Origin of the sequence: Tissierella sp. P1 (assembly GCF_002266425.1) — a bacterium.
In the GTDB taxonomy this organism is placed as follows: Bacteria; Bacillota; Clostridia; order Tissierellales; family Tissierellaceae; genus Tissierella; species Tissierella carlieri.
Genome location: NZ_NPMN01000041.1, coordinates 1 through 23,502 on the forward strand (window position 1 = coordinate 1; position 23,502 = coordinate 23,502).

Annotated in this window: 19 protein-coding genes; 18 read left to right on the plus strand and 1 reads right to left on the minus strand. The window is 31.2% G+C overall.

The features are described from left to right. The 6 genes from CIW83_RS19755 to groL all read left to right on the plus strand — a co-directional run. On the plus strand, positions 1 to 893 hold an 893-nt coding region (locus CIW83_RS19755), incomplete at its 5' end, for a sensor histidine kinase (RefSeq protein WP_143598600.1). Between the two features lie 210 nt (positions 894 to 1,103). Further along, positions 1,104 to 1,871 carry an ABC transporter ATP-binding protein gene (locus CIW83_RS19760; protein WP_094904168.1) on the plus strand — a complete coding sequence of 256 codons (768 nt, stop codon included), beginning with the start codon at positions 1,104 to 1,106 and terminating at the stop codon, positions 1,869 to 1,871. Further along, the gene (locus CIW83_RS19765) at positions 1,858 to 3,813 is read left to right on the plus strand and encodes an ABC transporter permease (protein ID WP_094904169.1); all 1,956 of its coding nucleotides are present in this window, start codon (positions 1,858 to 1,860) and stop codon (positions 3,811 to 3,813) included. The genes CIW83_RS19760 and CIW83_RS19765 overlap by 14 nt, the downstream gene beginning before the upstream one ends. A gap of 168 nt (positions 3,814 to 3,981) precedes the next feature. Next, positions 3,982 to 4,677 carry a DUF554 domain-containing protein gene (locus CIW83_RS19770; protein WP_094904170.1) on the plus strand — a complete coding sequence of 232 codons (696 nt, stop codon included), beginning with the start codon at positions 3,982 to 3,984 and terminating at the stop codon, positions 4,675 to 4,677. 203 nt (positions 4,678 to 4,880) lie between these two features. Continuing rightward, positions 4,881 to 5,162: a co-chaperone GroES gene (groES, locus tag CIW83_RS19775; RefSeq protein ID WP_094904171.1), complete on the plus strand. Its 282-nt coding sequence runs from the start codon at positions 4,881 to 4,883 to the stop codon at positions 5,160 to 5,162. A 132-nt stretch (positions 5,163 to 5,294) separates the two neighbouring features. Continuing rightward, positions 5,295 to 6,932: a chaperonin GroEL gene (gene groL, locus CIW83_RS19780; protein WP_094904172.1), complete on the plus strand. Its 1,638-nt coding sequence runs from the start codon at positions 5,295 to 5,297 to the stop codon at positions 6,930 to 6,932. 102 nt (positions 6,933 to 7,034) lie between these two features. Here the strand turns inward: groL and CIW83_RS19785 are convergent, their stop codons facing one another. Beyond that, on the minus strand, positions 7,035 to 8,666 hold the full coding sequence (locus CIW83_RS19785) for a helix-turn-helix transcriptional regulator (protein WP_143598601.1): 1,632 nt from the start codon (positions 8,664 to 8,666) through the stop codon (positions 7,035 to 7,037). A gap of 242 nt (positions 8,667 to 8,908) precedes the next feature. Here CIW83_RS19785 and CIW83_RS19790 point away from each other — a divergent pair, with 242 nt between their 5' ends. The 12 genes from CIW83_RS19790 (at position 8,909) to CIW83_RS19840 (ending at position 23,342) form a co-directional block, all read left to right on the plus strand. Further along, the gene (locus CIW83_RS19790; protein ID WP_201260062.1) at positions 8,909 to 10,912 is read left to right on the plus strand and encodes a methyl-accepting chemotaxis protein; all 2,004 of its coding nucleotides are present in this window, start codon (positions 8,909 to 8,911) and stop codon (positions 10,910 to 10,912) included. Positions 10,913 to 11,091: 179 nt separating this feature from the next. Next, positions 11,092 to 11,829, plus strand: coding sequence for a divergent polysaccharide deacetylase family protein (locus tag CIW83_RS19795; protein ID WP_094904174.1), 738 nt, complete (start codon positions 11,092 to 11,094; stop codon positions 11,827 to 11,829). 240 nt (positions 11,830 to 12,069) lie between these two features. Continuing rightward, positions 12,070 to 12,768, plus strand: coding sequence for a DUF5058 family protein (locus CIW83_RS19800; protein WP_201260063.1), 699 nt, complete (start codon positions 12,070 to 12,072; stop codon positions 12,766 to 12,768). 14 nt (positions 12,769 to 12,782) lie between these two features. Continuing rightward, positions 12,783 to 13,454 carry a hypothetical protein gene (locus tag CIW83_RS19805; RefSeq protein WP_094904176.1) on the plus strand — a complete coding sequence of 224 codons (672 nt, stop codon included), beginning with the start codon at positions 12,783 to 12,785 and terminating at the stop codon, positions 13,452 to 13,454. A gap of 34 nt (positions 13,455 to 13,488) precedes the next feature. After that, entirely contained in the window at positions 13,489 to 14,664 is a 1,176-nt protein-coding gene (locus CIW83_RS19810) for a M20 family metallopeptidase (protein WP_094904177.1), read from the plus strand. 29 nt (positions 14,665 to 14,693) lie between these two features. Continuing rightward, positions 14,694 to 15,362 carry a M20 family metallopeptidase gene (locus CIW83_RS24010; protein WP_235601423.1) on the plus strand — a complete coding sequence of 223 codons (669 nt, stop codon included), beginning with the start codon at positions 14,694 to 14,696 and terminating at the stop codon, positions 15,360 to 15,362. Further along, entirely contained in the window at positions 15,326 to 15,877 is a 552-nt protein-coding gene (locus CIW83_RS24015; protein WP_235601424.1) for a M20 family metallopeptidase, read from the plus strand. The genes CIW83_RS24010 and CIW83_RS24015 overlap by 37 nt, the downstream gene beginning before the upstream one ends. A gap of 142 nt (positions 15,878 to 16,019) precedes the next feature. Beyond that, entirely contained in the window at positions 16,020 to 17,657 is a 1,638-nt protein-coding gene (locus CIW83_RS19820) for a PucR family transcriptional regulator (RefSeq protein WP_094904178.1), read from the plus strand. Positions 17,658 to 17,922: 265 nt separating this feature from the next. Beyond that, positions 17,923 to 19,368 carry a flotillin family protein gene (locus CIW83_RS19825; protein ID WP_094904179.1) on the plus strand — a complete coding sequence of 482 codons (1,446 nt, stop codon included), beginning with the start codon at positions 17,923 to 17,925 and terminating at the stop codon, positions 19,366 to 19,368. A gap of 190 nt (positions 19,369 to 19,558) precedes the next feature. Then, on the plus strand, positions 19,559 to 21,109 hold the full coding sequence (locus tag CIW83_RS19830; RefSeq protein WP_094904180.1) for an AbgT family transporter: 1,551 nt from the start codon (positions 19,559 to 19,561) through the stop codon (positions 21,107 to 21,109). 194 nt (positions 21,110 to 21,303) lie between these two features. Continuing rightward, on the plus strand, positions 21,304 to 22,113 hold the full coding sequence (locus CIW83_RS19835) for a hypothetical protein (RefSeq protein ID WP_094904181.1): 810 nt from the start codon (positions 21,304 to 21,306) through the stop codon (positions 22,111 to 22,113). Positions 22,114 to 22,154: 41 nt separating this feature from the next. Further along, on the plus strand, positions 22,155 to 23,342 hold the full coding sequence (locus CIW83_RS19840) for a methyl-accepting chemotaxis protein (protein WP_094904182.1): 1,188 nt from the start codon (positions 22,155 to 22,157) through the stop codon (positions 23,340 to 23,342). Positions 23,343 to 23,502: the final 160 nt, after the last annotated feature.

Here is a 23,502-nt window from a genome sequence, read left to right on the forward strand (position 1 = left end):
CTATAGATTATATGAAAAAAAGGAAGTTTTATAATTTAATTAATAATAGATCAGATGAGGATATTGATTTAACTTATATATTTAATATTCCAGACAACATAAGCAGAGAATATGATTTTTTCAAAGAAGCATTAATTAGCAATTATCTTAAATATATAGATACATTAGAGAAATATAAAAAGTCTTTTGAAACTCAAAATTATTTTAATAATAGATGGATTCATCAGATGAAAACTCCGGTATCAGTTATTAAACTTATTCTAGAGGATGAAAATCAAGGAAATTTGGATGAAAAGACTAAGAAGAACTATGAAAGTATTGAGGAAGAAATAGAGAAACTATCCCATGGATTAGAGATGGCTTTATATACATTAAGGGTTAGTAATTTTGAATTAGATTTTAAGGTGGAAGATGTTAGTTTGCTTGAAACCATTAGAAATATTATAAATGAGAATAAAAATGCTTTTATAGTGAATTCTATTTATCCTAAGATAAATTCTGAAGAAGATATAATAATTAAAAGTGATAGGAAATGGATTAAATTTGTAATCAGTCAAATAATATCTAATAGTATTAAATATTCAAAGGTTAAAGATAGCAGTAACAAGACTATAGATATAGAGTTTTACAATAAAGATAATAAAACCATACTTTTAATTGAAGATAAGGGAGTAGGCATACCAAAACAGGATTTAGATAGAATATTTGATCCCTTCTTTACTGGAAAAAATGGTAGGAAATACTTAGAATCCACAGGTATGGGACTATATCTTGTGAAGGATGTATGTGATAAATTAGGTCATGGTATATTTATAGAATCTATCGAGGGAGAAGGTACAAAATCAAGTATTATTTTTTATCATGGAAAAAGTATTTATGACCTAACCCAGTGAATGAACGAAGGCTCTAACGGACACCACTGAAATATATCCTACGGAGTAAATAGAGGTTGTGAGTAAATAGATTTGTATTGTGAAACTGCGGAAAACAACCTAATCTAACAATATTGTAAGATAATATCTCCATTTGAAAGGGAAATCGATAGAAAGATTTCCCTTGAATTATTATGATATATATAGAAATACAAATCAGGAGGTAATAGAATGTCAGTATTGCAAACTAAAGATCTATCTAAAATATATGGAAGCAAGGGCAAAGGAGTATCGGTGAAAGCCTTAGATAATTTTAATATGAATATAAAAGAAGGAGAATTTGTAGGAATAATGGGTCCTTCAGGTAGTGGAAAGACTACTCTATTGAATATTCTTGCTACAATAGATTCTCCATCTTCTGGAGAAATATTAATAAATGGAGAAAATCCCTATAGATTAAAGGAAGATAAGTTAGCTATATTCAGAAGAAAGAATTTAGGGTTTATATTTCAGGATTTTAATTTATTAGATACATTATCTGTAAAGGAGAATATAATACTTCCTTTGGTATTAGAAGGTTTCCTAAAAAGAGAAATAGAAAAAAAACTAGATGAAATAACATCCATATTAAATATCAAGGATATCCTAGATAAAAGGACCTACGAAGTATCAGGGGGACAGCAACAAAGGACTGCTTGTGCAAGGGCATTAATAAATAACCCCGCTATTATTTTAGCAGATGAACCCACTGGAAACTTAGACTCTAAGGCATCCTTTGATTTAATGAGCTCTTTAGAAAATATAAATGAAAAAAGAAAAGCTACTATAGTTATGGTAACTCATGATGCTTTTGCAGCTAGTTTTTGTAAAAGAATAATAATGATAAAAGATGGGAAGTTCTTCACTGAAATAGTTAAGGATTCTAATAGACAGGTATTTTTTAAAGAAATTTTAGATGCCTTATCCCTTCTTGGAGGTGGATATAATGAAAATATCTAATATGGCTCTTAGCAATGTTAAGGGAAATCTATATAGATATGTAATGTATTATTTAAGTAATGCATTTGCTGTTACAGCATTCTTTATATTTGCTAATTTTGTATTCCATCCTTCTTTAAATTTTAAAAATATAGGCGGACATCCAGTGGCACAAATGGGGGTAATTAATAGTATGGTAGCCTGTCAAGTTATCATAGTAATGTTTTCAGTACTGTTTGTGGGGTATTCTACTTCCATATTTTTAAAATCTCGAGGAAGAGAGTTTGGATTACTATCTCTATATGGAATGACTACAAATCAAATAAGGAAATATGTTCTTATAGAAAACACTATAATATCTATTTTATCCATAGGAACTGGCATATTGTCAGGAGTTGTCTTTTCAAAATTATTTCTTATGGCAATGGAAGCATTTATGGATATTAACTTGCCATTTAATATTTCTTTTAAAGCTTTAGGTATTACTGCTCTGATTTTTTTCACCTTATTTGAGATAGTAAGCACTTTAATGCTTTTTAAAATAAAGAATAAGGAAATAATACAACAGATTAAAAGTAGTAAGATGCCTAAGGAAATGCCAAAGTTTTCAAAGAAGAAATCAATTCTTGGAGTTAGTTTATTAATATTGGGTTATGGTATAGCTTGGATTGTAGAAGGAGCACTTGTGCCTTTGGCTATGATACCAGTTATATTAATAGTTGTAACTGGTAGTTATTTTATCTTTACTCAATTTAGTATAGCTGTAGCTAATAAAGTTTTAAAAAATGAAAATATAATTTATAAAAAAACTAATATAATATCTTATTCCCAAATGATATTTAAACTGCAAGATACAGCTAAGGTATTGTTTTTAGCAGCTACCTTAGGTGCAATTACCTTTACTGCTACAGAAACCATATATTCATTTTTTACAGAGATATCAAGTATATCAGGAATTGATACGCCAGAAGATATTGCAATAATCCAAAAAGGGGAAACACTGAAGGATAAACAGAGTATAGAGAGAGTAAAAGAAATCCTAAAAAAATATGATTTAAAAACAAATGAGTTTCATACAGTTAAAAATATAAAGGTTAAAAATGAGCCTAAAAAAGCTAATGATAGTATCAGAGAAGAAATCTTACTTATATCAAATACTGATTATAATAAATTAGCTGTTTTCCAAGGTAAGGATAAAATTGAAGTGAAAGAGAATGAGGTAGTCTATAATTTTCCTTATGAGGTATTTGGCTATAATGGTAAACCAGAGAAAATTAAAAAATATCCCCTTGAAACAGCAATATTAAGTTTAAATGAGGAAGCAAATGAATATAGAGTAAGCGGGGAGATACATGGTGGTGTTATGTCTCTTAATAAATTAGGATATTTTGATGCATTTATATTAAACGACAAAGACTACAACCATATATTAGAAATGACTAAAGAGGATAATATAGTTATATATAATGGAATAAAATTAGAAAAATGGAAGAACTCCTTCGATGCTTCAGTTGAAATAGAGGAGATGTTGGGTAGTAAATATCAAGGTAATTATTATTCTAAGTCAATTCCTTATAAAGACATCAGAAAAAGTTTTGGACTTACATTATTCATAGGATTTTTTATAGCCTTTTTATTCTTTATAGCCTCAGGCAGTATAATATATTTCAAATTATTCAACGAAGTAAAACAGGATAAAGTAGAATACGATATACTTAGAAAAATTGGAACTACAGAAAAAGAAATAAATAAAGTAATAACAAAACAAATAGGGATTATATTCTTTTTACCTTTTGTAGTTAGCACTACACATTCTTTATTTGCATTGAAATCCCTTTCTAATTTACTTCAAAGAAATCTTTTTGCAAATGGTCTTGTAGTTGCATTGGGATATCTAGTATTTCAGGTAATTTATTTTATCATAGTAAGAACAATGTATATAAGGAAAGTGAAATATAATTAAAAAATAGGATGAAAATGGAATTCTTTAAAAGGATTCCATTTTTTTATAGAAATTATCTTTAAAATGGTGTATCCTATTAAAATATAGTGAAAAGTGAATGGTGAATAGTTTTGAGCAAAGATTTTGGTTTTTTTAACTATTCACTGAACTAATGGGGGTAGATTAACTATGCTAGGAACAATAGTAAATGCTTTAGCAATTATATTAGGTTCATTATTAGGTATAGGAGTAAAAAAAGGAATTAAAGATGATTATAAGAATACCATAATGGATGGTATAGGTCTTGCTGTAATCATCATCGGTATTATGGGAGGGATTAAGTCTGAAAATATTATCCTAGTTATAGGAAGTATTGTAGTAGGAAGTATAATAGGTGAGGTAATTGGAATAGAAAATAAGCTTGATAATTTAGGGAATTTTTTACAAGACAAATTTGGAGGAAAAGATAGTAACTTCTCTAAAGGCTTTGTAACAGCTTCTTTAGTATATTGTGTTGGAGCTATGGCAATAGTTGGTTCTCTTGAATCTGGAATACAAGGCAATCACCAAACTCTATTTGCAAAATCAATCCTTGATGGTATTTCGGCTATAATATTTGCTTCAACTTTAGGCATCGGAGTTGCATTTTCAAGTATCCCAGTATTTATCTATCAAGGGAGCATTACTTTATTGGCTAATTTTATAAAAGATTTACTTACTGTACAAGTAGTAAATGAAATGTCAGCAGTAGGTGGTTTGCTTATTATGGCAATAGGAATAAATATATTAGGAATCAAGAAAATAAAGGTAGGAAATATGCTTCCAGCAGTTTTTATTCCTATTATTTACTATATATTAGTAAATTTAGTTAATTTAATAAGATAAGAATAGCAAATTAGAGAAAAAATAAGATTAATGGTTTAAAAGCCATATTTTAGCAAATAATACCTTAATATAGTCGAATTTCAGACTTGATTACATGATTTCATTTAAGTAACATATATATTGTACATATTAGCACTCAACGACAATGAGTGCTAATAAAATGAAGGATAAAACTAATATTAACATAAGGAGGTAGTATAACTATGAATCTAAGACCATTAGGTGATAGGATTGTAATTAAAAAAGTTGAGGTTGAAGAGAAAACAAAAAGTGGTATAGTTCTACCAAGTACTGCTAAGGAGCAACCACAAATGGCAGAGGTAGTTGCTATTGGTGCTGACATTACAAATGATGAAAAGAAAAAAGATCAAATTAAAGCTGGAGACAAAGTAATATTCTCAAAATATGCTGGAACAGAAATCAAAGTAGATGGTGAAGAATTAACAATCCTAAAATTATCCGATATTTTAGCAATAGTAGAGTAATTACAATTAACAATTGTCAAAGAACAAATAACAATTAAAATATTAAAAGGCTAAGTAATTAAATAATTAATGATTTTCAATTGTTAATCGTTAATTGTTAATTGAAAATTGAATAAAGGAGTGTGGATATAAATGGCTAAAGAAATTATGTTTGGAGAAGACGCACGTCGTGCTATGGAAAGAGGTATAAATCAATTAGCTGATACTGTAAAGGTTACATTAGGACCAAAGGGAAGAAATGTTGTATTAGATAAGAAATTTGGTGCACCACTTATTACAAATGACGGAGTAACTATAGCTCGTGAAATAGAATTAGAAGATAAATATGAAAATATGGGTGCTCAACTTGTTAAAGAAGTAGCTACAAAGACTAATGATGTGGCTGGAGATGGAACTACAACAGCTACTTTACTTGCTCAAGCAATTATTAGAGAAGGACTAAAGAATGTGGCAGCAGGTGCAAATCCAATGATTCTTCAAAGAGGAATTAAATCAGCTGTAAATGCTACAGTAGAAGAAATTAAGAGATTTTCTAAGGAAGTAGAATCAAAAGAATCTATAGCTCAACTTGCATCTATTTCTGCAGGAGATGAAGAAATAGGAAAATTAATAGCTGATGCTATGGAAAAGGTAGGAAATGATGGAGTTATCACTGTAGAAGAATCAAGATCTATGGGAACAACTCTAGATGTAGTAGAGGGTATGCAATTTGACAGAGGATATGTATCAGCTTACATGGTTACAGATACTGAAAAAATGATAGCAGAATATGATAATCCATATATTTTAATTACAGATAAGAAGATTAGTAATATCCAAGAAATCCTTCCAATTCTTGAGCAAATAGTACAAATGAGTAAACCTCTTGTAATTATTGCTGAAGATATTGAAGGAGAAGCAATGGCTACATTAGTAGTTAACAAATTAAGAGGAACATTTAACTGCGTTGCTGTTAAGGCACCTGGCTTTGGAGATAGAAGAAAAGAAATGCTACAAGATATAGCTATTTTAACAGGTGGTGAAGTAATATCAGAAGAATTAGGATATGACTTAAAAGAAACTACTATTGAAATGTTAGGTAGAGCAGCTAAGGTTAAAGTTGATAAGGAAACAACTGTAATAGTTAACGGAGAAGGAAATCAAGAAGAAATTCAAAATAGAGTTAAACAAATCAAAGCTCAACTTGAAGAAACAGAATCAGAATTTGATGCTGAAAAGCTTCAAGAAAGACTTGCTAAATTATCAGGCGGAGTAGCAGTAATTCAAGTAGGTGCTGCAACTGAAACAGAACTTAAGGAAAGAAAACTTAGAATAGAAGATGCTTTAGCTGCAACTCGTGCAGGAGTTGAAGAAGGTATGGTTCCTGGTGGTGGAACAGTATTGATAGATGCAATACCAGCCGTAGCTAAATTGCTTGAAACAACTCATGGTGATGAAAAAACAGGGGTTAGTATAATAGTGAGGGCGTTAGAAGAGCCAGTTAGACAAATTGCGGCAAATGCAGGACTTGAGGGTTCTGTTATCGTTGAAAAAGTTAAAGAAGAAGCGCCAGGTACTGGATTTGATGCTTTAAATGAAAGATATGTAGATATGATTCAAGCAGGTATAGCAGACCCAACTAAGGTGACTAGATCAGCATTACAAAATGCAGCATCTGTAGCAGCTATGGTACTTACTACAGAAGGTGCAGTAGTAGATATAGAAAAAGAAGACCCAATGGCAGCTATGGGTGGAATGGGCGGTATGGGTGGAATGGGCGGCATGATGTAATTCCATCATAAATAATAGTACAAATTTTTAAATTATCAATCACTTATATCCTAGAGGTTTTTCATAAGTATATTAAACTTATGATAGACCTCTTTTTTCTTGCTAGAATTTTGAAATGCTTAAATAGGTCCTTTTAAGTATATCTATCTGATCCTGTAACATTATAATAATCTCGTTTTTGTCTTTATTAATAGGAGCAATCTGCTCCCAAGTTTGTTTGAAATATTCTTCAAAGGCTTTAATTAAAGTGTTTTCTTCTATTGATAGCTGTACTTTTTTGAGGTCTTTTAAAGGATTAAAAGTCTCGAATAATACAGCTTGTCTTTCTTTAATAGCACAATATGAATTAACACTTTTTAAAAAGTTATCATTATTTTTAGGCATAAAAGCAATATTATAATTGTCATAGGTTTTGAGAAGATAGATTATGTTTTGTAGAAGTTCGACGATATCTTCAACATCCATATTTATTATCTCTGTTTCTTCATAGTAGTCAAAATAAAATCGTTTATGCATAACTAGATCTTCAATAGAATTTGCTAAAAATATATCTTTATATTGATAGTATTTTATACTTGATAAGAATGCATTAAATTGTCTTTTATGAAAGTCTAAGAGCATAAGTATTTCATCATTTGGAAGATTTTTTTTTCTTAAGACTTTTTCAAGCAAGTTTTCAGTTAATGTAAATGTAGTAAAACAGTATTTATATTGAAATCGATTACCTATACTTTCTTCCAATTCAGTTAACTTATGATGATATTCAATATTTTTTGTATGATATTTAATTAAAGGTTTAGCATCATTTGCAATGATTGCATTAAAATAATTTTTCAAGATATTGACACCAGCCTTATTTTTTAAGTAAAAGCTACAGGTAATTTCTGAATATGGTTCCGTTGGAAAGCAGGATAATGCACCAATATCTGAAACAATATAAGTTTCTTTACTAGCAATACAAGTACCATATTTATCTAAATAATATAATCTAATTCTTCCAGTTATCATAATTGGATGTATAAAATTGATAAATCTTATTATTCTATTAATATTATTATCCAGCCTCAATAAGAAGAAAACCTCCCATCCATTATTTATAGCATTCAGTAAGGCATTTCTCAAAAGCATTAATTTATAATGGCTCTTTGTTGTATTAACATTATTGTAAGTTATATAAATTATCTTGTTTTTTTTATATTGCTGATTAATTGCATATTCAAGTAGAGAAATACCTTTAGAGATAATATTTTCAATTCCGAAAATTATTTTATCCTCATTGGATAAATCTATAGTCTGATTAGAATTATTAATGCTATTCTGTTTCTCAGGACAAATTTGATCCATACTTACAAAATTAAAAACTTGATCTTTGCTGGCTAACTGATTTTTCTTCTTTAGATATTCTCTTTTTTTGCATTCCATAGAATATCCTTGGGACTCCAATAATACTTTTTTCATTTTTTCTTTGATATTGCCATCTAATTCTTCATTTTTATTTAGACTTAACAAAACTTTATTTAGATTTTGTTCTTGAAATGAATTTTTAATATTTCTTGAAAAGTATTCAGTAATACTATCAATATATATAGTATTATATGCAGGAATTCTTTTCCCGCTGACCCAACGGCTAACAAGTGAGCTATCTACATTTATAGCTTTTGATAGTTGATTCATACTTATATCTAAAGCAGAAAGTAAAAGAGATAGACATTCACCAAACTTCATATTAGTCATCAAAGAGTTCTCCCCCTTTATATAATTGTAAATAATATATAGACTTACAATAACCCTATATAATCAGATAGGCTATAGATAAACATAGAATTGTCATTGCCATGGCAATGACAAGGAGTGAAATACAGTGTAACCTACGGAACTATTAATATATAATAATACAATAATCTACAATAAACTACATTAGTCTACATTAAATATATTATATTAAATAGTTAATATTTAATTAAGGAGGGTATATTTTGAAGCTTAAAAGTATTAAGACAAAACTATCTTTATTTTATGGAGTACTGCTTCTTGTTATCTGTATGGGGTTTGGGGTGGTGTCTTACATAGCCTCATCAAAAGCTTTATCAATAAGTATTGATGAATCATTATCTCAATTAGCAATACAAAATGCTGAAATAGTTGATAAAGGAATGGAAATTCAATTTAATGCTTTAGAGGCACTAGCTGAAAGTGATTGGCTGAAAGGTACTAGTTTGACTTTAAATGAAAAGCTAAAATTACTTAATAATGAAGTGAAAAGAAGTAATCATATAGATATGTTTATTACGGACATAAATGGTAATATGGAAGATACTGCTGGAGGGAGGGCAAACGTTTCGGATAGAGAATATTTTATAAAGGCATTATCAGGTGAAAAGGCAGTTTCAGACCCTATTATAGATAAGACTAATGGTAATTTGATATTGTGCTATGCAGTTCCTATAAAGGATGGTGGCAGAGTGAAAGGTGTACTAGCTGCTACTCGCGATGGAAATGTATTGAGCGATTTTATAAGTGATATGCGTTTTGGAGAAAATAGTGAGGCTTTTATGATTAATAAACAAGGAACAACGGTAGCTAGTAAGGATAGGGAACTTGTTATGAATATGTATAATATTTTGGAGCAAGCTAAAGCAGATTCTGGGTTAAAATCATTAGCTGGACTACAACAGAAAATGACTCAGGGGGAAAAAGGTGTAGGAGAATATAGTTATAAAGGAGTAACTAAATATATGGGGTTTGCTCCAGTAGAAGGAACAAATTGGTCATTAGCTATAACGGCTCCAAAGTCTGAAGTTATGTCACAAGTAAATAGTCTTACAATGACAATGATAATAATATCAATTATTTTTCTTGTAATTAGTATAGCTATTACTTTATTTATAGCAGGAGGCATTTCAAGACCTATAAAGGAGGCATCAGATTATTTAAACATAGTAGCCACTGGGAATTTTACAGGTATGGTACCTGCACAATTACTTGAAATGAACGATGAAACGGGTACTTTAGCAAAAGCAATTGATACTATGCAGGAATCAGTAAAAGATATTATAAAAGAAGTTGTTAGTGAGTCATCTAATGTAAGTCAAATGCTAGTTGATATTAACTCAGATATGAGGAAACTCAATAAAAGTATAGAAGAAATTTCTGCTACTACAGAAGAATTGTCTGCGACAACTGAGGAAAATGCTGCATCTACTGAAGAAATGAGTGCAACTTCAACTGAGATTGAAAAAGCTATAGAATCTACTGCATATAAGGCCCAAGAAGGTGCAGTTACAGTAAGTGATATAAACAAAATGAGTGAAAATATGAAGCAGAGAGCAATATCTTCAAGAGAAGATACAATAGAAATATATAGAAAGACAAAGGATGATTTGCAAAATGCAATTGAACAATCGAAAGAAGTAGACAAAATTAATGAATTGTCAGAGGCAATTTTGGCCATAACTTCACAGACTAATTTATTAGCATTAAATGCTGCTATTGAAGCAGCTAGAGCTGGTGAAGCAGGTAAAGGTTTTGCAGTTGTTGCAGATGAAATTAGAAAGCTGGCAGAAGGGTCAAAAAATACCGTTTCTAGGATACAGGAAGTAACTAAAATAATATTAGAAGGTGTAAATGATCTTTTATCTAGCTCAAGTGAGATTATGGAGTTTATAGATAAGAAGGTACTAGATGATTATGAGAGCCTTGTTAGTACTAGTGAGGAGTATAGTAAAAGCTCTTTTATAATAAATGATATGGTAAACGAATTTAGTTCTACATCTGAGGAACTTTTAGCTTCAATGCAAAACATGGTAAAAGCAATAGATGAGATAGCAATTGCAGCTAATGAAGAGGCAGAGGGGGCTACTAATATTGCACAGGAAGTATCGGCTATAACAGAAATGTCAGATCATGTTATCAAATTGGCAGATACAGCAAAAGAAAGATCAGAGTTATTATTAAAGGCTGTTTCAAAGTTTAACATTTAAAAGAGTTAAGATATATTAGTCTAATTAAATCCTAATGTTCTAAATCATATATTGAAATATCAATTTTACAATATTAAGTTAACCTCTAAAGAAATTTTAGAGGTTTTTTCTATGTTGATTATTATAAATAAACGGACACTAACAATTTTTTTCTAGCACTTATTATTATAGTTTTCTTTATGTTTAAATTTATTTTTGCAGAAAAATCTATTGCAACTAATACTATTCCAAAAGGATATGTTGCAATAGTAATAGATGATTTAGGTAATAATGGAGAAGGAACGGACGAACTCATTAAGCTTGATATACCAATTACTGCTGCTGTAATGCCTTTTTTAGAATATAGTGAGATAGATGCAAAAAAAGCCCATGATGCTGGAATAGAGATAATATTGCATTTACCTATGGAACCTGAAAAAGGGGACCCAAAATGGTTAGGGCCTAGGGCAATAAGATCAAGTTTTTGTAATGATGAGGTTAAAGAAATAGTTCAAGATGCTTTAGAACAAATACAATGGGCAAAAGGTATAAATAATCATATGGGATCTAAGATTATGAAAGATGAGATAATTATGAGGGAAATACTGAGTGTAGCAAAGGAAAAAAAACTATATTTTCTAAATAGTAGAACAGACCAATCTAAAGTGGTAGAAGACATAAGTAAAGAGCTAGAATTAGTGTATTTTAAAAGAGATACTTTTTTAGATAATGAAAGAACTGAATATTATATATCAAAGGCTATGGAGGAACTCGGTAAGATAGCGCTAGAGAAAGGCTGTGCTGTAGGTATAGGTCATGTAGGAGGTCAAGGGGGTAGGATAACTGTAGGTACTTTAGATAAGATGTCTAAGAAGTTGAAGGATCAGGGAATTGAATTTGTATATTTATCTCAGCTAAAGGATATTCATAGAGAATAAGAAAAATAGCTAGCAAAATAGGTACTAGTACCAATCTTGCTAGCTATTTTTATATAATCATACAAAAAAATGATATCTTTTGTACAAAAATGCAAAACTACAAAATAACTTAGGATTTTATACAAAAGTGCAAAGCTACAAAAAGTATTGTTAATATTTTAATTACTCACAAATTCCATTGTCAGAAAATGTAGTAATATAAGATTACAAATAAAAATAAATATGTCAGGAGGTAGTAAAATGAAGGAATATTTAAAAATAGCCAATGATCCAATATTATGGTTAATGTGTTTACCAGTAGTATCATTAGTAGCAGTTCAAGCAATTATATTTTCTAAAAGAGCATTTGCATCCGCAAGTTCAGTAGAGCTTACAAAGCAAGAGGCTAAGGACGCATTTAGAATTGGAGCGATCTCAGCCATAGGACCAGCTGTAGCAGTATTTGTTGTAATGCTTGGTATGATGGCTGTTGTAGGAGGACCCATGACATGGTTGAGACTATCTATAATAGGAGCTGCACCTACAGAGCTAGCAGCATCCACTATGGGAGCTAAGGCTATGGGTGTTGAATTTGGTGGAGAGGGTTATGGAGTATTAGAATATGCTAACTCTGTTTGGGCAATGACATTAAATGGTATAGGATGGCTTTTATTTGTCGGATTATTTACTCATAAATTAGAAGGATTGAGAAATAAAATATCAAAAGGCGATACAAGACTTACAGGTGAAATAGGTGGAGCAGCTACATTAGGTGCTATGGCTTATTTGGTTGGAGGACATTTAATAGCAGGTAGCGGAAGACTAGTAGCAGCATTAGCAGCAGGACTATCAATGATATTATTAGGAAAATTAGCAGAGAAATATCCAAAGCTTGGAGAATATAATCTAGGAATTGCAATGGTTATTGGAATGGTTGCTGCAGTTACTTATGTAGGATAATAGGAGGGAGATTAATGGAAAATAGTAAAGATCAAGCTTATTATGAAAATTTTACAAAGCCAATTATAAAAACAGGGAAATGGACCTTACTTCTTGCAGTTGCATTTTGTTTTCTACCAGCAATCTATTTGTGGATTAGATACGGAGCATTACCACCAGTTAAGTCTATAATTACAGGTTGGTTTTTAATTGCATCAATTTATGGCTCTTATTATTTTATTGAGCCGATCTCATTTTTTCCAGTATTGGGAATGGCAGGGACTTATATGTCATTTTTAGCAGGAAATATAGGTAATATGAGAGTGCCTTGTGCAGCTGTTGCTCAAGAGGCATTAAAGGTTGAGCCAGGTTCAAAGAAAGCAGAATTAGTAGCTACATTAGGAATTGCAGGCTCAATTATTACAAATATAGTAATTGTAACAATAGCGGCTATAGCTGGAAATGGGCTTATGCAATTATTTCCGCCAGTAGTAATTAAAGCATTTGAATTTGTGTTACCAGCAATATTCGGTTCAATGTTTGCAATGTTCGCAGTTAAATATCCAAAATATGGTGCATTTGCAATAGGATTAACATTATTCCTTTTAGGAGTTGTAAAGGTATTACCAGTATATGTTTTAATTCCTTTATGTGTATTCAGTACAATAATATTTGCAACTACTTCATATAAAAAGAAAGCAAAATAGCAATAGGAACAATAATACATTGGAGGGGGACGTAATGAAAGATAATAATGTACTAGAATTTATTGACAAAGATGAAGCTATAGATTTGCTTCAACAAATGATAGGTTTTAAAACTGTGAATGGGCCGGGGGATGAGTTACCTCTAGCTAAATTCATAGGACAAAAGCTAGAAGAAATTGGAGTTGAAACAGTAATTGATGATTTAGGGAATAATAGGGGCAATGTAATAGGAAGAGTAAAAGGTAGTGGAGAAAGAGAAGCACTACTATTTAATGGACATTTAGATACAGTACCTCCAGGAGATATTGAATGGGAATATGGACCATATAGCGGTGCAATAGTAGATGGAAAGATATATGGTAGAGGGTCTGCTGATATGAAGGGTGGACTAGCAGCAATGCTTATAGCACTTAAGGCAGTGAAAAAAGCAGGATGGGAATTAAAAGGTGATTTTATTTACTCAGCTACTGCTGGAGAAGAAACAGATAGCATAGGGGCAATTAAGTTTGTAGAAGATGGTGGATTAGAGGGAGTTGGGGCTATTATAATTGGAGAGCCAAGCTCAAATGGAATAAATATAGCAGAAAAAGGTGCATTTTGGATTGAAATAACTACCTATGGAAAGACAGCTCATGGAGCTTTTCCTCAAAATGGAACTAATGCTGTAGTTCATATGAATGCGTTATTGTCCGAACTCGTAAGCTATAGGTTCAAATATGAGGAAAATGAAATACTAGGTCATCCGACTATGAATATATCTACTGTAAATGGTGGGGTGAAGACAAACGTCGTGCCAGACAAATGTAGTATCACTATAGATATGAGAACTGTACCTGGTATGGACCATAAGGAAATAGTAAAAGATTTCGGAAGAATAATAGAAAAACTATCTTCTCAAATAGAGGATTTTAAAGCAGATATAAAGATTTTAAATGATAGAGCAGCAGTGGAAACAAAAGGAGATAATCCGTTTGTAAAATTAGCTGAGGAAATTGTTAAAGAGGAATTTGATAAAGATATTAAGGCAAAGGGAGTAAACTTCTATACAGATGCGTCAATATTTTTACCAGCGAAACAAATACCTTGTATATTCTATGGCCCTGGAGATGCTAATATGGCTCATCAGCCAAATGAACATATAACAATAGATAGTCTAATGGAATCAGTACATTTCTATATAGCAATGATTGAAAAATATCTTGTAGTATAGGGGTACTTATTAGTAAAGGGGGAATCACTATGGATATAATAGCAAAATCTCAAGAGGTAGAAAAAAACATTATAAATTGGAGAAGGGAATTACATCAAATACCAGAAGTTGGTTTGAATTTACCGCAGACTTCACAATATATAGCTAAACAACTTAAAAATATGGGAATTGAATATAAAGAAAATGTTGGCGTTTCAGGTATAGTAGGGCTTATTAGAGGAGGTCAGCAAGGAAAGACCATAGCATTAAGAGCAGATATGGATGCACTTCCTATTAGGGAAGAAACAGGGCTATCCTTTGCCTCACAAAATGGTAACATGCATGCTTGTGGGCATGATGCTCATGCTGCAATTCTTTTAGGAGTTGCAAAGGTATTAAGTGAAAACAAAAATAAACTGAAAGGCAACGTAAAGCTAATATTTCAGCCAGCAGAAGAAGGACCTGGTGGTGCTAAGCCAATGATAGAAGATGGAGCATTAGAAAATCCAAAGGTAGATGCAGTTATGGGACTTCATGTAGGATCATTAACAGATGCAAAAAAAGAAGGATTAGTAATGGTGTCTTATGATAGTATGATGGCATGTCTAGACAGATTTAAATTAAAATTAATAGGAAGTGGCTGTCATGGTGCTTATCCAGAAACTGGTATAGACCAATTGCTATGGCAGGATATTTTTTATCCAATGTACAGGCTATAATTAGTAGAGAATTAAGTCCAACAGACCCAGCGGTTGTTACAGTTGGAAAGATTAATGGAGGCTTTGCATATAATATAATTCCTGATAGTGTGGAATTAGAAGGAACTGTAAGAGCGGTAGAGCAAAATGTAAGGGAGAATATAGCTAAAAGAATAGAAGAGATTGCAAAAGGAATTTCTAAAACAATGAGAGGAGCTTATGAATTTGAGTATGTATTTGGATATCCTCCATTGGTAAACGACGAAGCATTTACTAAGAATTTCGTAGAATCTGCAAAGAAGATTATTCCAGAAGAAGATATAATGGTAATGAAGAAACCTGTAATGGGTGGGGAAGATATGGCATATTTTCTAAAAGCAGTTCCAGGAACATTTTTCTTTATGAATACACCTAAAGCAGTAGATGGAGTATTCTATCCACACCACAATTCCAAATTTGATATAAATGAAGATGTATTATGGAAAGGGGCAGCACTGCTTATCCAAGGAGCAATAGATTATTTAGAAAAAAATTAATTTGAAACAGTGTTAAATAACTTCCTAATTTTGATGAATTACCTAAAAGTTAGGAAGTTATTTATTATACTGGCAATGTCGAATATTGTCTAAGATATGATATAATAGAATTATGATATATTAAACGAGGGAGAAAGATAGTATGGGAGTTACAATAGGAGAAGCATTAAAAACAAAATTTTTTACAGGTTATCATTTAATTGCAGGAGAGAAAGGATTAGATAGGGAAATACAAGCTGTATCACTATTTGATGCTCCAGATGGATATAAATGGGTTAAAGGTAAAGAATTTATGCTTTCCTCTGGATATTTATTCAAAGATAATGTTGAGCTTTTTAGAGAAGCAATATTATTTTTGTATAAACAAAACTCAACATGTATTGCAGTAAAGAAGGATAGATATTTAGGTGAAGTTCCAAAAGAAATAATAGATTTATGTAACGAATTAGGATTTCCATTAATCAATGTTCCTAATAATGTAGCTTGGATAGATATAATAAATGCTGTAAATTCCATTGTTATGAATAGATATATAACCCATATTATTGATAGGAAAAATGCGGATAAACTTGTACTAAGGAGCGATAATTTTCATAAGAAGATTGAAAAGACAATAATTTGTCTTTCGGAAGAGTTAAAATACCCTATATCTATAGTTGATATTCTAGAAAAAGAAGTTTTTACGTATCCTAAGGAGCAACCTTTTTTAAAGGATAATATTTCATTTAGTAAAGAAGATGATTTTTCTTTTAATTATCAGAAGGAAATATTATGTGATAAATTAAATATTTACAGAATTAAAAATATAGAGGATAGCAATAAATGTCCTTTCGTTATAATACCAATAGTAATAAAAGGTGTTACAGTATCAAAATTAATAGTATGGGAACACTCCGGCAAAATTGATTATTATGATTTATTCGTTCTGAGGCTTAGCTATACTTTGCTTTTGGAAGTATATGAACAAATTTATCTTATGAACTCTTTTGAAAGACGTTTTTATGATGACCTTATTAGGGCTTTAATAAATGGGGAATTAGATTCAAAACAAAACTTAATAAAGGCAATAAGCAATATTCAAGACTTTAAGCTAAACATAGAAAATAACTTTATATGTGTATGTATAAAACAAGATGAAGGTAATCCATCATTTTATAATGATCGTGAGAAAATATCTACTACATTTTTGCTTAACATTCCAAAGGACAAGTCCATATTTGGTATATTAGATGACAACACAATTATACTCCTATACGATGTTAAGGGATATAACAAAGATGTAATTAAGAATGTGAAAAAGGATTTTGAAGGTATATTTAAAGAAATAAAAAACAATTTTCCGGATAGAGAAATAAAACTAGGTATAGGTGATATGGTAGAGGATATCTGTTCTATAAAGAAAAGTTATGTAGGATCTTTAAAAGCTGTAGATATTGGATCTTATATCTATACAGATGGAGAAATGATAACCTTTGAAGATCTAGGACCATTTGGATTACTACGTCTAGAGAGTATTCAAAGAAAGGATTTTGGCAATAACTTTAGTCATATATCCCCCTTACTAGAAGAACCTGATAGTGATGAGTTAATATCAACATTGAAGGTTTATCTAGAAAGTGAATCAAATTGTAATATAGCAGCAAAGAAATTATTTATTCATAGTAATACAGTAAGATATAGAATTGGTAAGATACAACAAATTTGTAATATTGACTTAGAAGACCCTATAGAAAGATTAAAAGTAGAAATTACATTGAAATTTATTAATAGTTTAAAATGAAGAAAAACTATGTGAGCACGCCTAAAGATGTTAAAGATAAAAATTAATATTTCAGGTGTGCTTTTTATTATAATCCATGGTAAAGTGTAGTCTTATTTGATTTAGGATTGATCTAGAATCTAAAAAAACTTCCTTAAATCCATCATCTTAACAGAAGTTTATTACAAAAACATTACAATTGTTAAAATATTGTTTAGTTTGAAGTCATACAGGTATATAATAGATATCAGTTTTATATATTTATTTTAATAAAGGGGGTTTTGCTATGGAGTACATATTCATTGCAGGAGGAATATTGGGGTTTTTAATAATCTTGTTACTCTTCTGGAGAAAAGTGCCGGCTGACAAGGCAATGGTGATCACAGGATTAAAGAAAAGAGTATTATCAGGTAAGGGTGGATTTATGGTTCCATTTCTAGAGACTTCTTGTACAATTTCTCTAGAAAATATTAGTATGACTACTGATGTAAATGAAGCACCTTCTAAACAAGGTATATTTGTAAACATTGTAGGTACAGCTATAGTAAAAGTTAACAATGAAACTAATAGCATACTTAAGGCTGTAGAACAATTCTGTAGTGGCGGAGCAAAAAATACAGTATCAGTTATCAGCAGTATGGTAGAACAAATCCTTGAAGGTAAACTAAGAGGTATAATATCAACTCTTACTGTAGAGCAAATAAATGAAGATAGAGCTGCCTTTGAGCAGAGAATAGAAGATGACATAAGAGAAGAATTACATTCTATGGGACTGTTACTGATATCATATTCTATACTTAGGATATCAACTCAAGGAGCCTATTTAGAGAATAGAGCAATACCTCAAATAGCATCAGCGAAGGCAGATGCAGACATCGCTACAGCTGAGAGGAAAAGAGATACAGAGATACGTACAGCAAATGCAGTGAGAGAAGGAGAAAAAGCTAAATTATTAGCTGAAACAGAAATAGCAGAAAGTCAAAGAGATAAATTAATTAAAGTTGAAAGCTATAGAGCAGAGCAGGATAAGGCTAAGGCAGATGCAGACGTAGCATATAAATTAAAAGAAATTGAAAATGAGTCTTTAGTAGCAGAACAACAGGCAGCCTTGGCTAAAAAGAATGCATTGGTGGTAGAAGAGAGACTTGTAGCTGAAGTCAAAAAGCCTGCAGACGCAAAGAAATATGAGACTGAAGTAAATGCAGAGGCAGAAAAGATAAGATCTATAAAGCAGGCAGAAGCACAAGCCGAAGCCATAAAGATTAAAGCTATAGCAGAAGCAGATGCTTTGAAAATTGCAGCAATAGCAGATGCAGAAGCAATCAAGGCAAGGGGGATTGCAGAAGCCGAGGCGATTAAAGCAAAAGGTATAGCAGAAGCTGAGTCTAAAGACAGACTAGCAGAGGCAATGGCTAAGTATGGAGAGGCTGCCATAGTAGAGTTAGTAGTAGGCAGATTACCAGAGATAATGACTGCAGTGGCTAAGCCAATGGAACAAGTTGACAAGATAACTATAATTGACAATGGTGGTAGACAAGGTGCATCTAAACTTACAAAGTTGGTAGCTGATATAACAACAAATGGATTTCAAACTGTAAAAGATTTAACAGGATTAGATTTAACAGATGTCATAACTACATTTGTAAATAAAGAAAATAATGTTTTACCAAAAGAAAGCAAAAATGAAAATGAAGATTCAGATGATATGGAGGAAGCATTGGCAGATAACTAAATAAGATATGTTAATTTACAAAAAGAACCATTATAATGGTTCTTTTTTGATTAATTTTAAGATTTTACCATAGCCAAAACCTATTGCAAGATTATGTAAACTAATGTATTATAAAAATACCATTACAAGTTTAGATTTATTAATTTTACTATTACAAAAATTAATATAAAAACAAAAGAGGAGGTTTGTAATGAATAAAACTAATGTAAAATCTACAAAGAAAGGATTTTTTAACAAATTTCTTGACTTTGTAGAACGAGCGGGGAATAGGTTGCCCCACCCAGTTACATTATTTGTAATATTTAGTTTAGTAGTTATAGTTATTTCGGCTATAGCTGAAAAGGTAGGATTATCAGTAACATTTGACAAGTTTGTAGATGGAGAAATGGTTCCAACCACAGTTACAGCAATTAGCTTACTGAATGCTGAAGGGATAGGAAAGATGTTTTCATTAGCAGTTACAAATTTTACATCTTTTGCACCATTAGGAACAGTTCTTGTTGCAATGCTTGGCGTAGGAGTTGCTGAGGGAACAGGACTTATACAAACAGGACTCAGAAAATTGGTTTTATCTACACCTAAGAGATGGATAACTGCTGTAGTGGTTTTTGCAGGAGTAATGTCTAATATAGCCTCTGACGCAGGATATGTAGTTTTAGTTCCATTAGGAGCCTTAGTATTTTTAAGTTTTGGTCGTCATCCATTAGCAGGATTAGCTGCTGCCTTTGCAGGTGTATCTGGAGGATTTAGTGCTAACTTAATGGTAGGACCTACAGATGCATTATTGTCGGGTATAACTCAACCAGCAGCTCAAATGATTCAAGGGGACTATATAGTTCCAGCTACTGCTAACTTTTATTTCTTATTTATATCCACAATATTAATTACCATTGTAGGCACATTTGTTACTGAAAAAATTATCGAACCAAGACTTGGGGAATATAAGGGAAAAGCTATAGCTTCTATTGATAAAGTTACAGAAGAAGAAAATAGAGGGCTAAAATGGGCAGGTATATCTATATTAGCATTTGTTATAGTGATACTACTTTTAGTAGTGCCACAAAATGGTATTTTAAGAAATCCACAAACTGGATCAATTCTTGATAATTCTCCATTTATTGGAGGTATAGTTACTATAATTGCACTATTATTCTTAATACCAGGGATAGCTTATGGAATAGCTTCTGGAACAGTTAAAAATGATAAGGATGTTGTAGATGCTATGGGAAAAGCTATGTCTTCTATGGGTGGATATCTAGTATTAGCTTTTGTTGCAGCTCAATTTGTAAACTACTTTACTTGGACAAATTTAGGTACAATATTAGCAGTAAAGGGGGCAGATTTCCTATCTTCAACAGGAATGACAGGAATTACTATGATTATTGGATTTATTCTAGTAACAGCTTTTATAAACTTATTTATAGGATCAGCTTCAGCTAAGTGGGCTATTATGGCACCGATATTTGTTCCAATGTTAATGAAAATAGGATATTCTCCAGAATTTACTCAAGTTGCATATAGAATAGGCGATTCAACAACAAATATAATCTCGCCGCTAATGTCTTATTTTGCAGTAATTATAGCTTTTGCTAAGAAATATGATGAGGATATGGGAATTGGTACTTTGGTTTCTACTATGTTGCCTTATTCCTTGTTTTTCTTAATATCTTGGTCTATTTTATTAATACTATGGTTTGTAATAGGACTTCCTATTGGACCAGGATCATTTATTAGAATGTAATAAGTTAAGTTAATCTCTTTTCTTCAAGTTTTGGAGGAAAGAGATTTTTCTTTGCAACTAATGGAAAAATTTGGTATAATCATGATTAATTATTATTCATGGTTAGAATTATCACAATAGACATGTATATTGTGATAATTCAATTATTGTAATATATAAGAAGAATTTGAGATATTAAAAGTGGGGGGAAAGCTGTGGATAAAGCTAATAAACTGGTTAAAAGAGGGACAATTAAGGTAAAGTTAATAATTATACCTTTAATGGTAGTATTAACTGTCCTTATAGGTATTGGTGTTATTTCATCATATTTTATGAAAGAAAGTTTACTTAATGAAATGAGGCAAAATGGATTTTTTTTATCAGAAAGAATTGTAGGAAACTTGCAAGATAATTCTAGGTCATTGGAAACTATTGATAATATGCTAGAAGATAAGATTAAAGTAGTAGGGCAAATGGTTATTGGAAATGAAAACAGCTTAGATAATGAATACCTAAAAAAATTAGCAAGAGAGTCTGATGTAGAACAGATAAGTTGGTATAATTCAGCTGGTGAAATTATATATTCTAATATTGATGATTACATAGGATGGATTGCAACTACAGGACATGCTGTACATAACTTTATGACAAGTAAAGATATGGAGCTATTTGAAGACCTTAGACAAGATACAGAATCAAAGAATTATTTAAAGTATGGATATCTAAAAGGAATAGATGGGACATTTGTACAGGTAGGCATTATAGCTAATAGAGTACAAGAGTTAACACAATCTTTTAGTTATCAGAAACTTTTACAGGATATAGCTTTAGAGGAAGAGATAGCCTATGCTTTACTTATGAATAAAGATTTGGAAACTATTGCACATAGTGATGAAGAGGAAATAGGTAAAGTATTTGATGATGAAGGGAGCAAGTCAGCGGCAGTTACTGGAGTTCCTTACTCACAAGAGTGGTATTATGAGAAAGAAGATATAATAGTTTTAGACGTTTTATACCTGTTATAATAAATGGGGAACATGTTGGCGCTGTTTCTATAGGGTATTCCATGGAAAATGTGAATTCAGCTATAAATAAGAATATCACAATAGTTTCTATTTCAGTTATTTCTTCTATTATACTCTTATGGATTATTTTATTTACTACATCTAATTATGCTGTAAAGACAATAAATAAGCTGAAAGAGCACATGGGATTTATGGCGTTGGGGGACTTTTCCAATACTATACCAGAAGATTTAGTTAGTAAAAATGATGAATTGGGAGAGATATCTCAAGCAGTTGGGAGTATGCAAAGTTCTATAACAAATATTATTAAAAATGTATTAGATACATCTCAGCAGTTAGCTGACTCCTCAGAAGAACTCACAGCTATTAGTCATCAATCGGCTATAGCTGCTGATGAAGTTGCCAGAACTATTGAAGAAATAGCAACGGGAGCATCTGATCAAGCTAAAGATACAGAACAAGGGGTGTCATCTATATTAGAGCTTGGAGATAGAGTAGTAGAAAATCAATGTTATATTGAAAATTTAAATGCTTCTGCTGAAAAAGTAAACAACTTAAGAAATGAAGGATTACAGATATTAAAAGATCTTATAGAAAAAACCAATACTAATAGAGAAGCATCAAAGGAAGTCCAAAATGTTATTATTGCTACTAACAAGAGTGCAGAGAAAATTGTTAATGCCAGTGAAATGATAAGAAGTATTGCAGATCAAACAAATTTGTTAGCCTTAAATGCCGCTATTGAGGCAGCAAGAGCTGGTGATTCTGGCAGGGGATTTGCAGTAGTAGCTGATGAGATTAGAAAATTAGCAGAACAGTCGAGTAATTTCACAGAGGAAATAAATAATATCGTAAATGAGTTGACAGATAAGACCTCTAGTGCTGTAGAAACTATGGAGGAATTAGAAGAGATAGTTTCTTCTCAGAATGAAAGTGTGAATATAACAAATGACAAGTTTGTTGGAATAGCAGAAGCAATAGAGGAGATGAAAGAATCTATTGAAAAGGTTAATCATTCCAGCTATGAAATGGCTAATAGGAAGGAAGATATTATTAAAATAATGGAAAATTTATCTGCTATATCAGAAGAAAATGCAGCAGGAACTCAAGAGGCTTCAGCATCTGTAGAAGAACAAACTGCTGCTATGGAAGAAATAGCTAACTCAAGTGAACAACTTGCCAAAATTGCAGAAGAGTTGAATAAACAGGTAGAACGATTCAAAGTATAGATATTTTAAAGTTTCATGATGATAAAATACTAATAAAAGACAACATGATTATTAATAAATCTGTTGTCTTTTTTTGCAGTAATTATTTTTTTTCTTGCGTTATATTAATTAAATGAAGAATATATTCCTATTGATATAATTGCAAAAACGATGTAATATG

Bases quoted from the DNA above. Each gene is read 5' to 3' on its own strand.
- CIW83_RS19840 (WP_094904182.1), top strand. From the start codon at position 22,155: ATGGAAAATGTGAATTCAGCTATAAATAAGAATATCACAATAGTTTCT.
- CIW83_RS19770 (WP_094904170.1), top strand. From the start codon at position 3,982: ATGCTAGGAACAATAGTAAATGCTTTAGCAATTATATTAGGTTCATTA.
- CIW83_RS24010 (WP_235601423.1), top strand. From the start codon at position 14,694: ATGGATATAATAGCAAAATCTCAAGAGGTAGAAAAAAACATTATAAAT.
- groL (WP_094904172.1), top strand. From the start codon at position 5,295: ATGGCTAAAGAAATTATGTTTGGAGAAGACGCACGTCGTGCTATGGAA.
- CIW83_RS19785 (WP_143598601.1), bottom strand. From the start codon at position 8,666: ATGACTAATATGAAGTTTGGTGAATGTCTATCTCTTTTACTTTCTGCT.
- CIW83_RS19810 (WP_094904177.1), top strand. From the start codon at position 13,489: ATGAAAGATAATAATGTACTAGAATTTATTGACAAAGATGAAGCTATA.
- CIW83_RS19765 (WP_094904169.1), top strand. From the start codon at position 1,858: ATGAAAATATCTAATATGGCTCTTAGCAATGTTAAGGGAAATCTATAT.
- CIW83_RS24015 (WP_235601424.1), top strand. From the start codon at position 15,326: ATGGCAGGATATTTTTTATCCAATGTACAGGCTATAATTAGTAGAGAA.
- CIW83_RS19830 (WP_094904180.1), top strand. From the start codon at position 19,559: ATGAATAAAACTAATGTAAAATCTACAAAGAAAGGATTTTTTAACAAA.
- CIW83_RS19800 (WP_201260063.1), top strand. From the start codon at position 12,070: ATGAAGGAATATTTAAAAATAGCCAATGATCCAATATTATGGTTAATG.
- CIW83_RS19820 (WP_094904178.1), top strand. From the start codon at position 16,020: ATGGGAGTTACAATAGGAGAAGCATTAAAAACAAAATTTTTTACAGGT.
- CIW83_RS19825 (WP_094904179.1), top strand. From the start codon at position 17,923: ATGGAGTACATATTCATTGCAGGAGGAATATTGGGGTTTTTAATAATC.
- CIW83_RS19805 (WP_094904176.1), top strand. From the start codon at position 12,783: ATGGAAAATAGTAAAGATCAAGCTTATTATGAAAATTTTACAAAGCCA.
- groES (WP_094904171.1), top strand. From the start codon at position 4,881: ATGAATCTAAGACCATTAGGTGATAGGATTGTAATTAAAAAAGTTGAG.
- CIW83_RS19795 (WP_094904174.1), top strand. From the start codon at position 11,092: ATGTTTAAATTTATTTTTGCAGAAAAATCTATTGCAACTAATACTATT.
- CIW83_RS19760 (WP_094904168.1), top strand. From the start codon at position 1,104: ATGTCAGTATTGCAAACTAAAGATCTATCTAAAATATATGGAAGCAAG.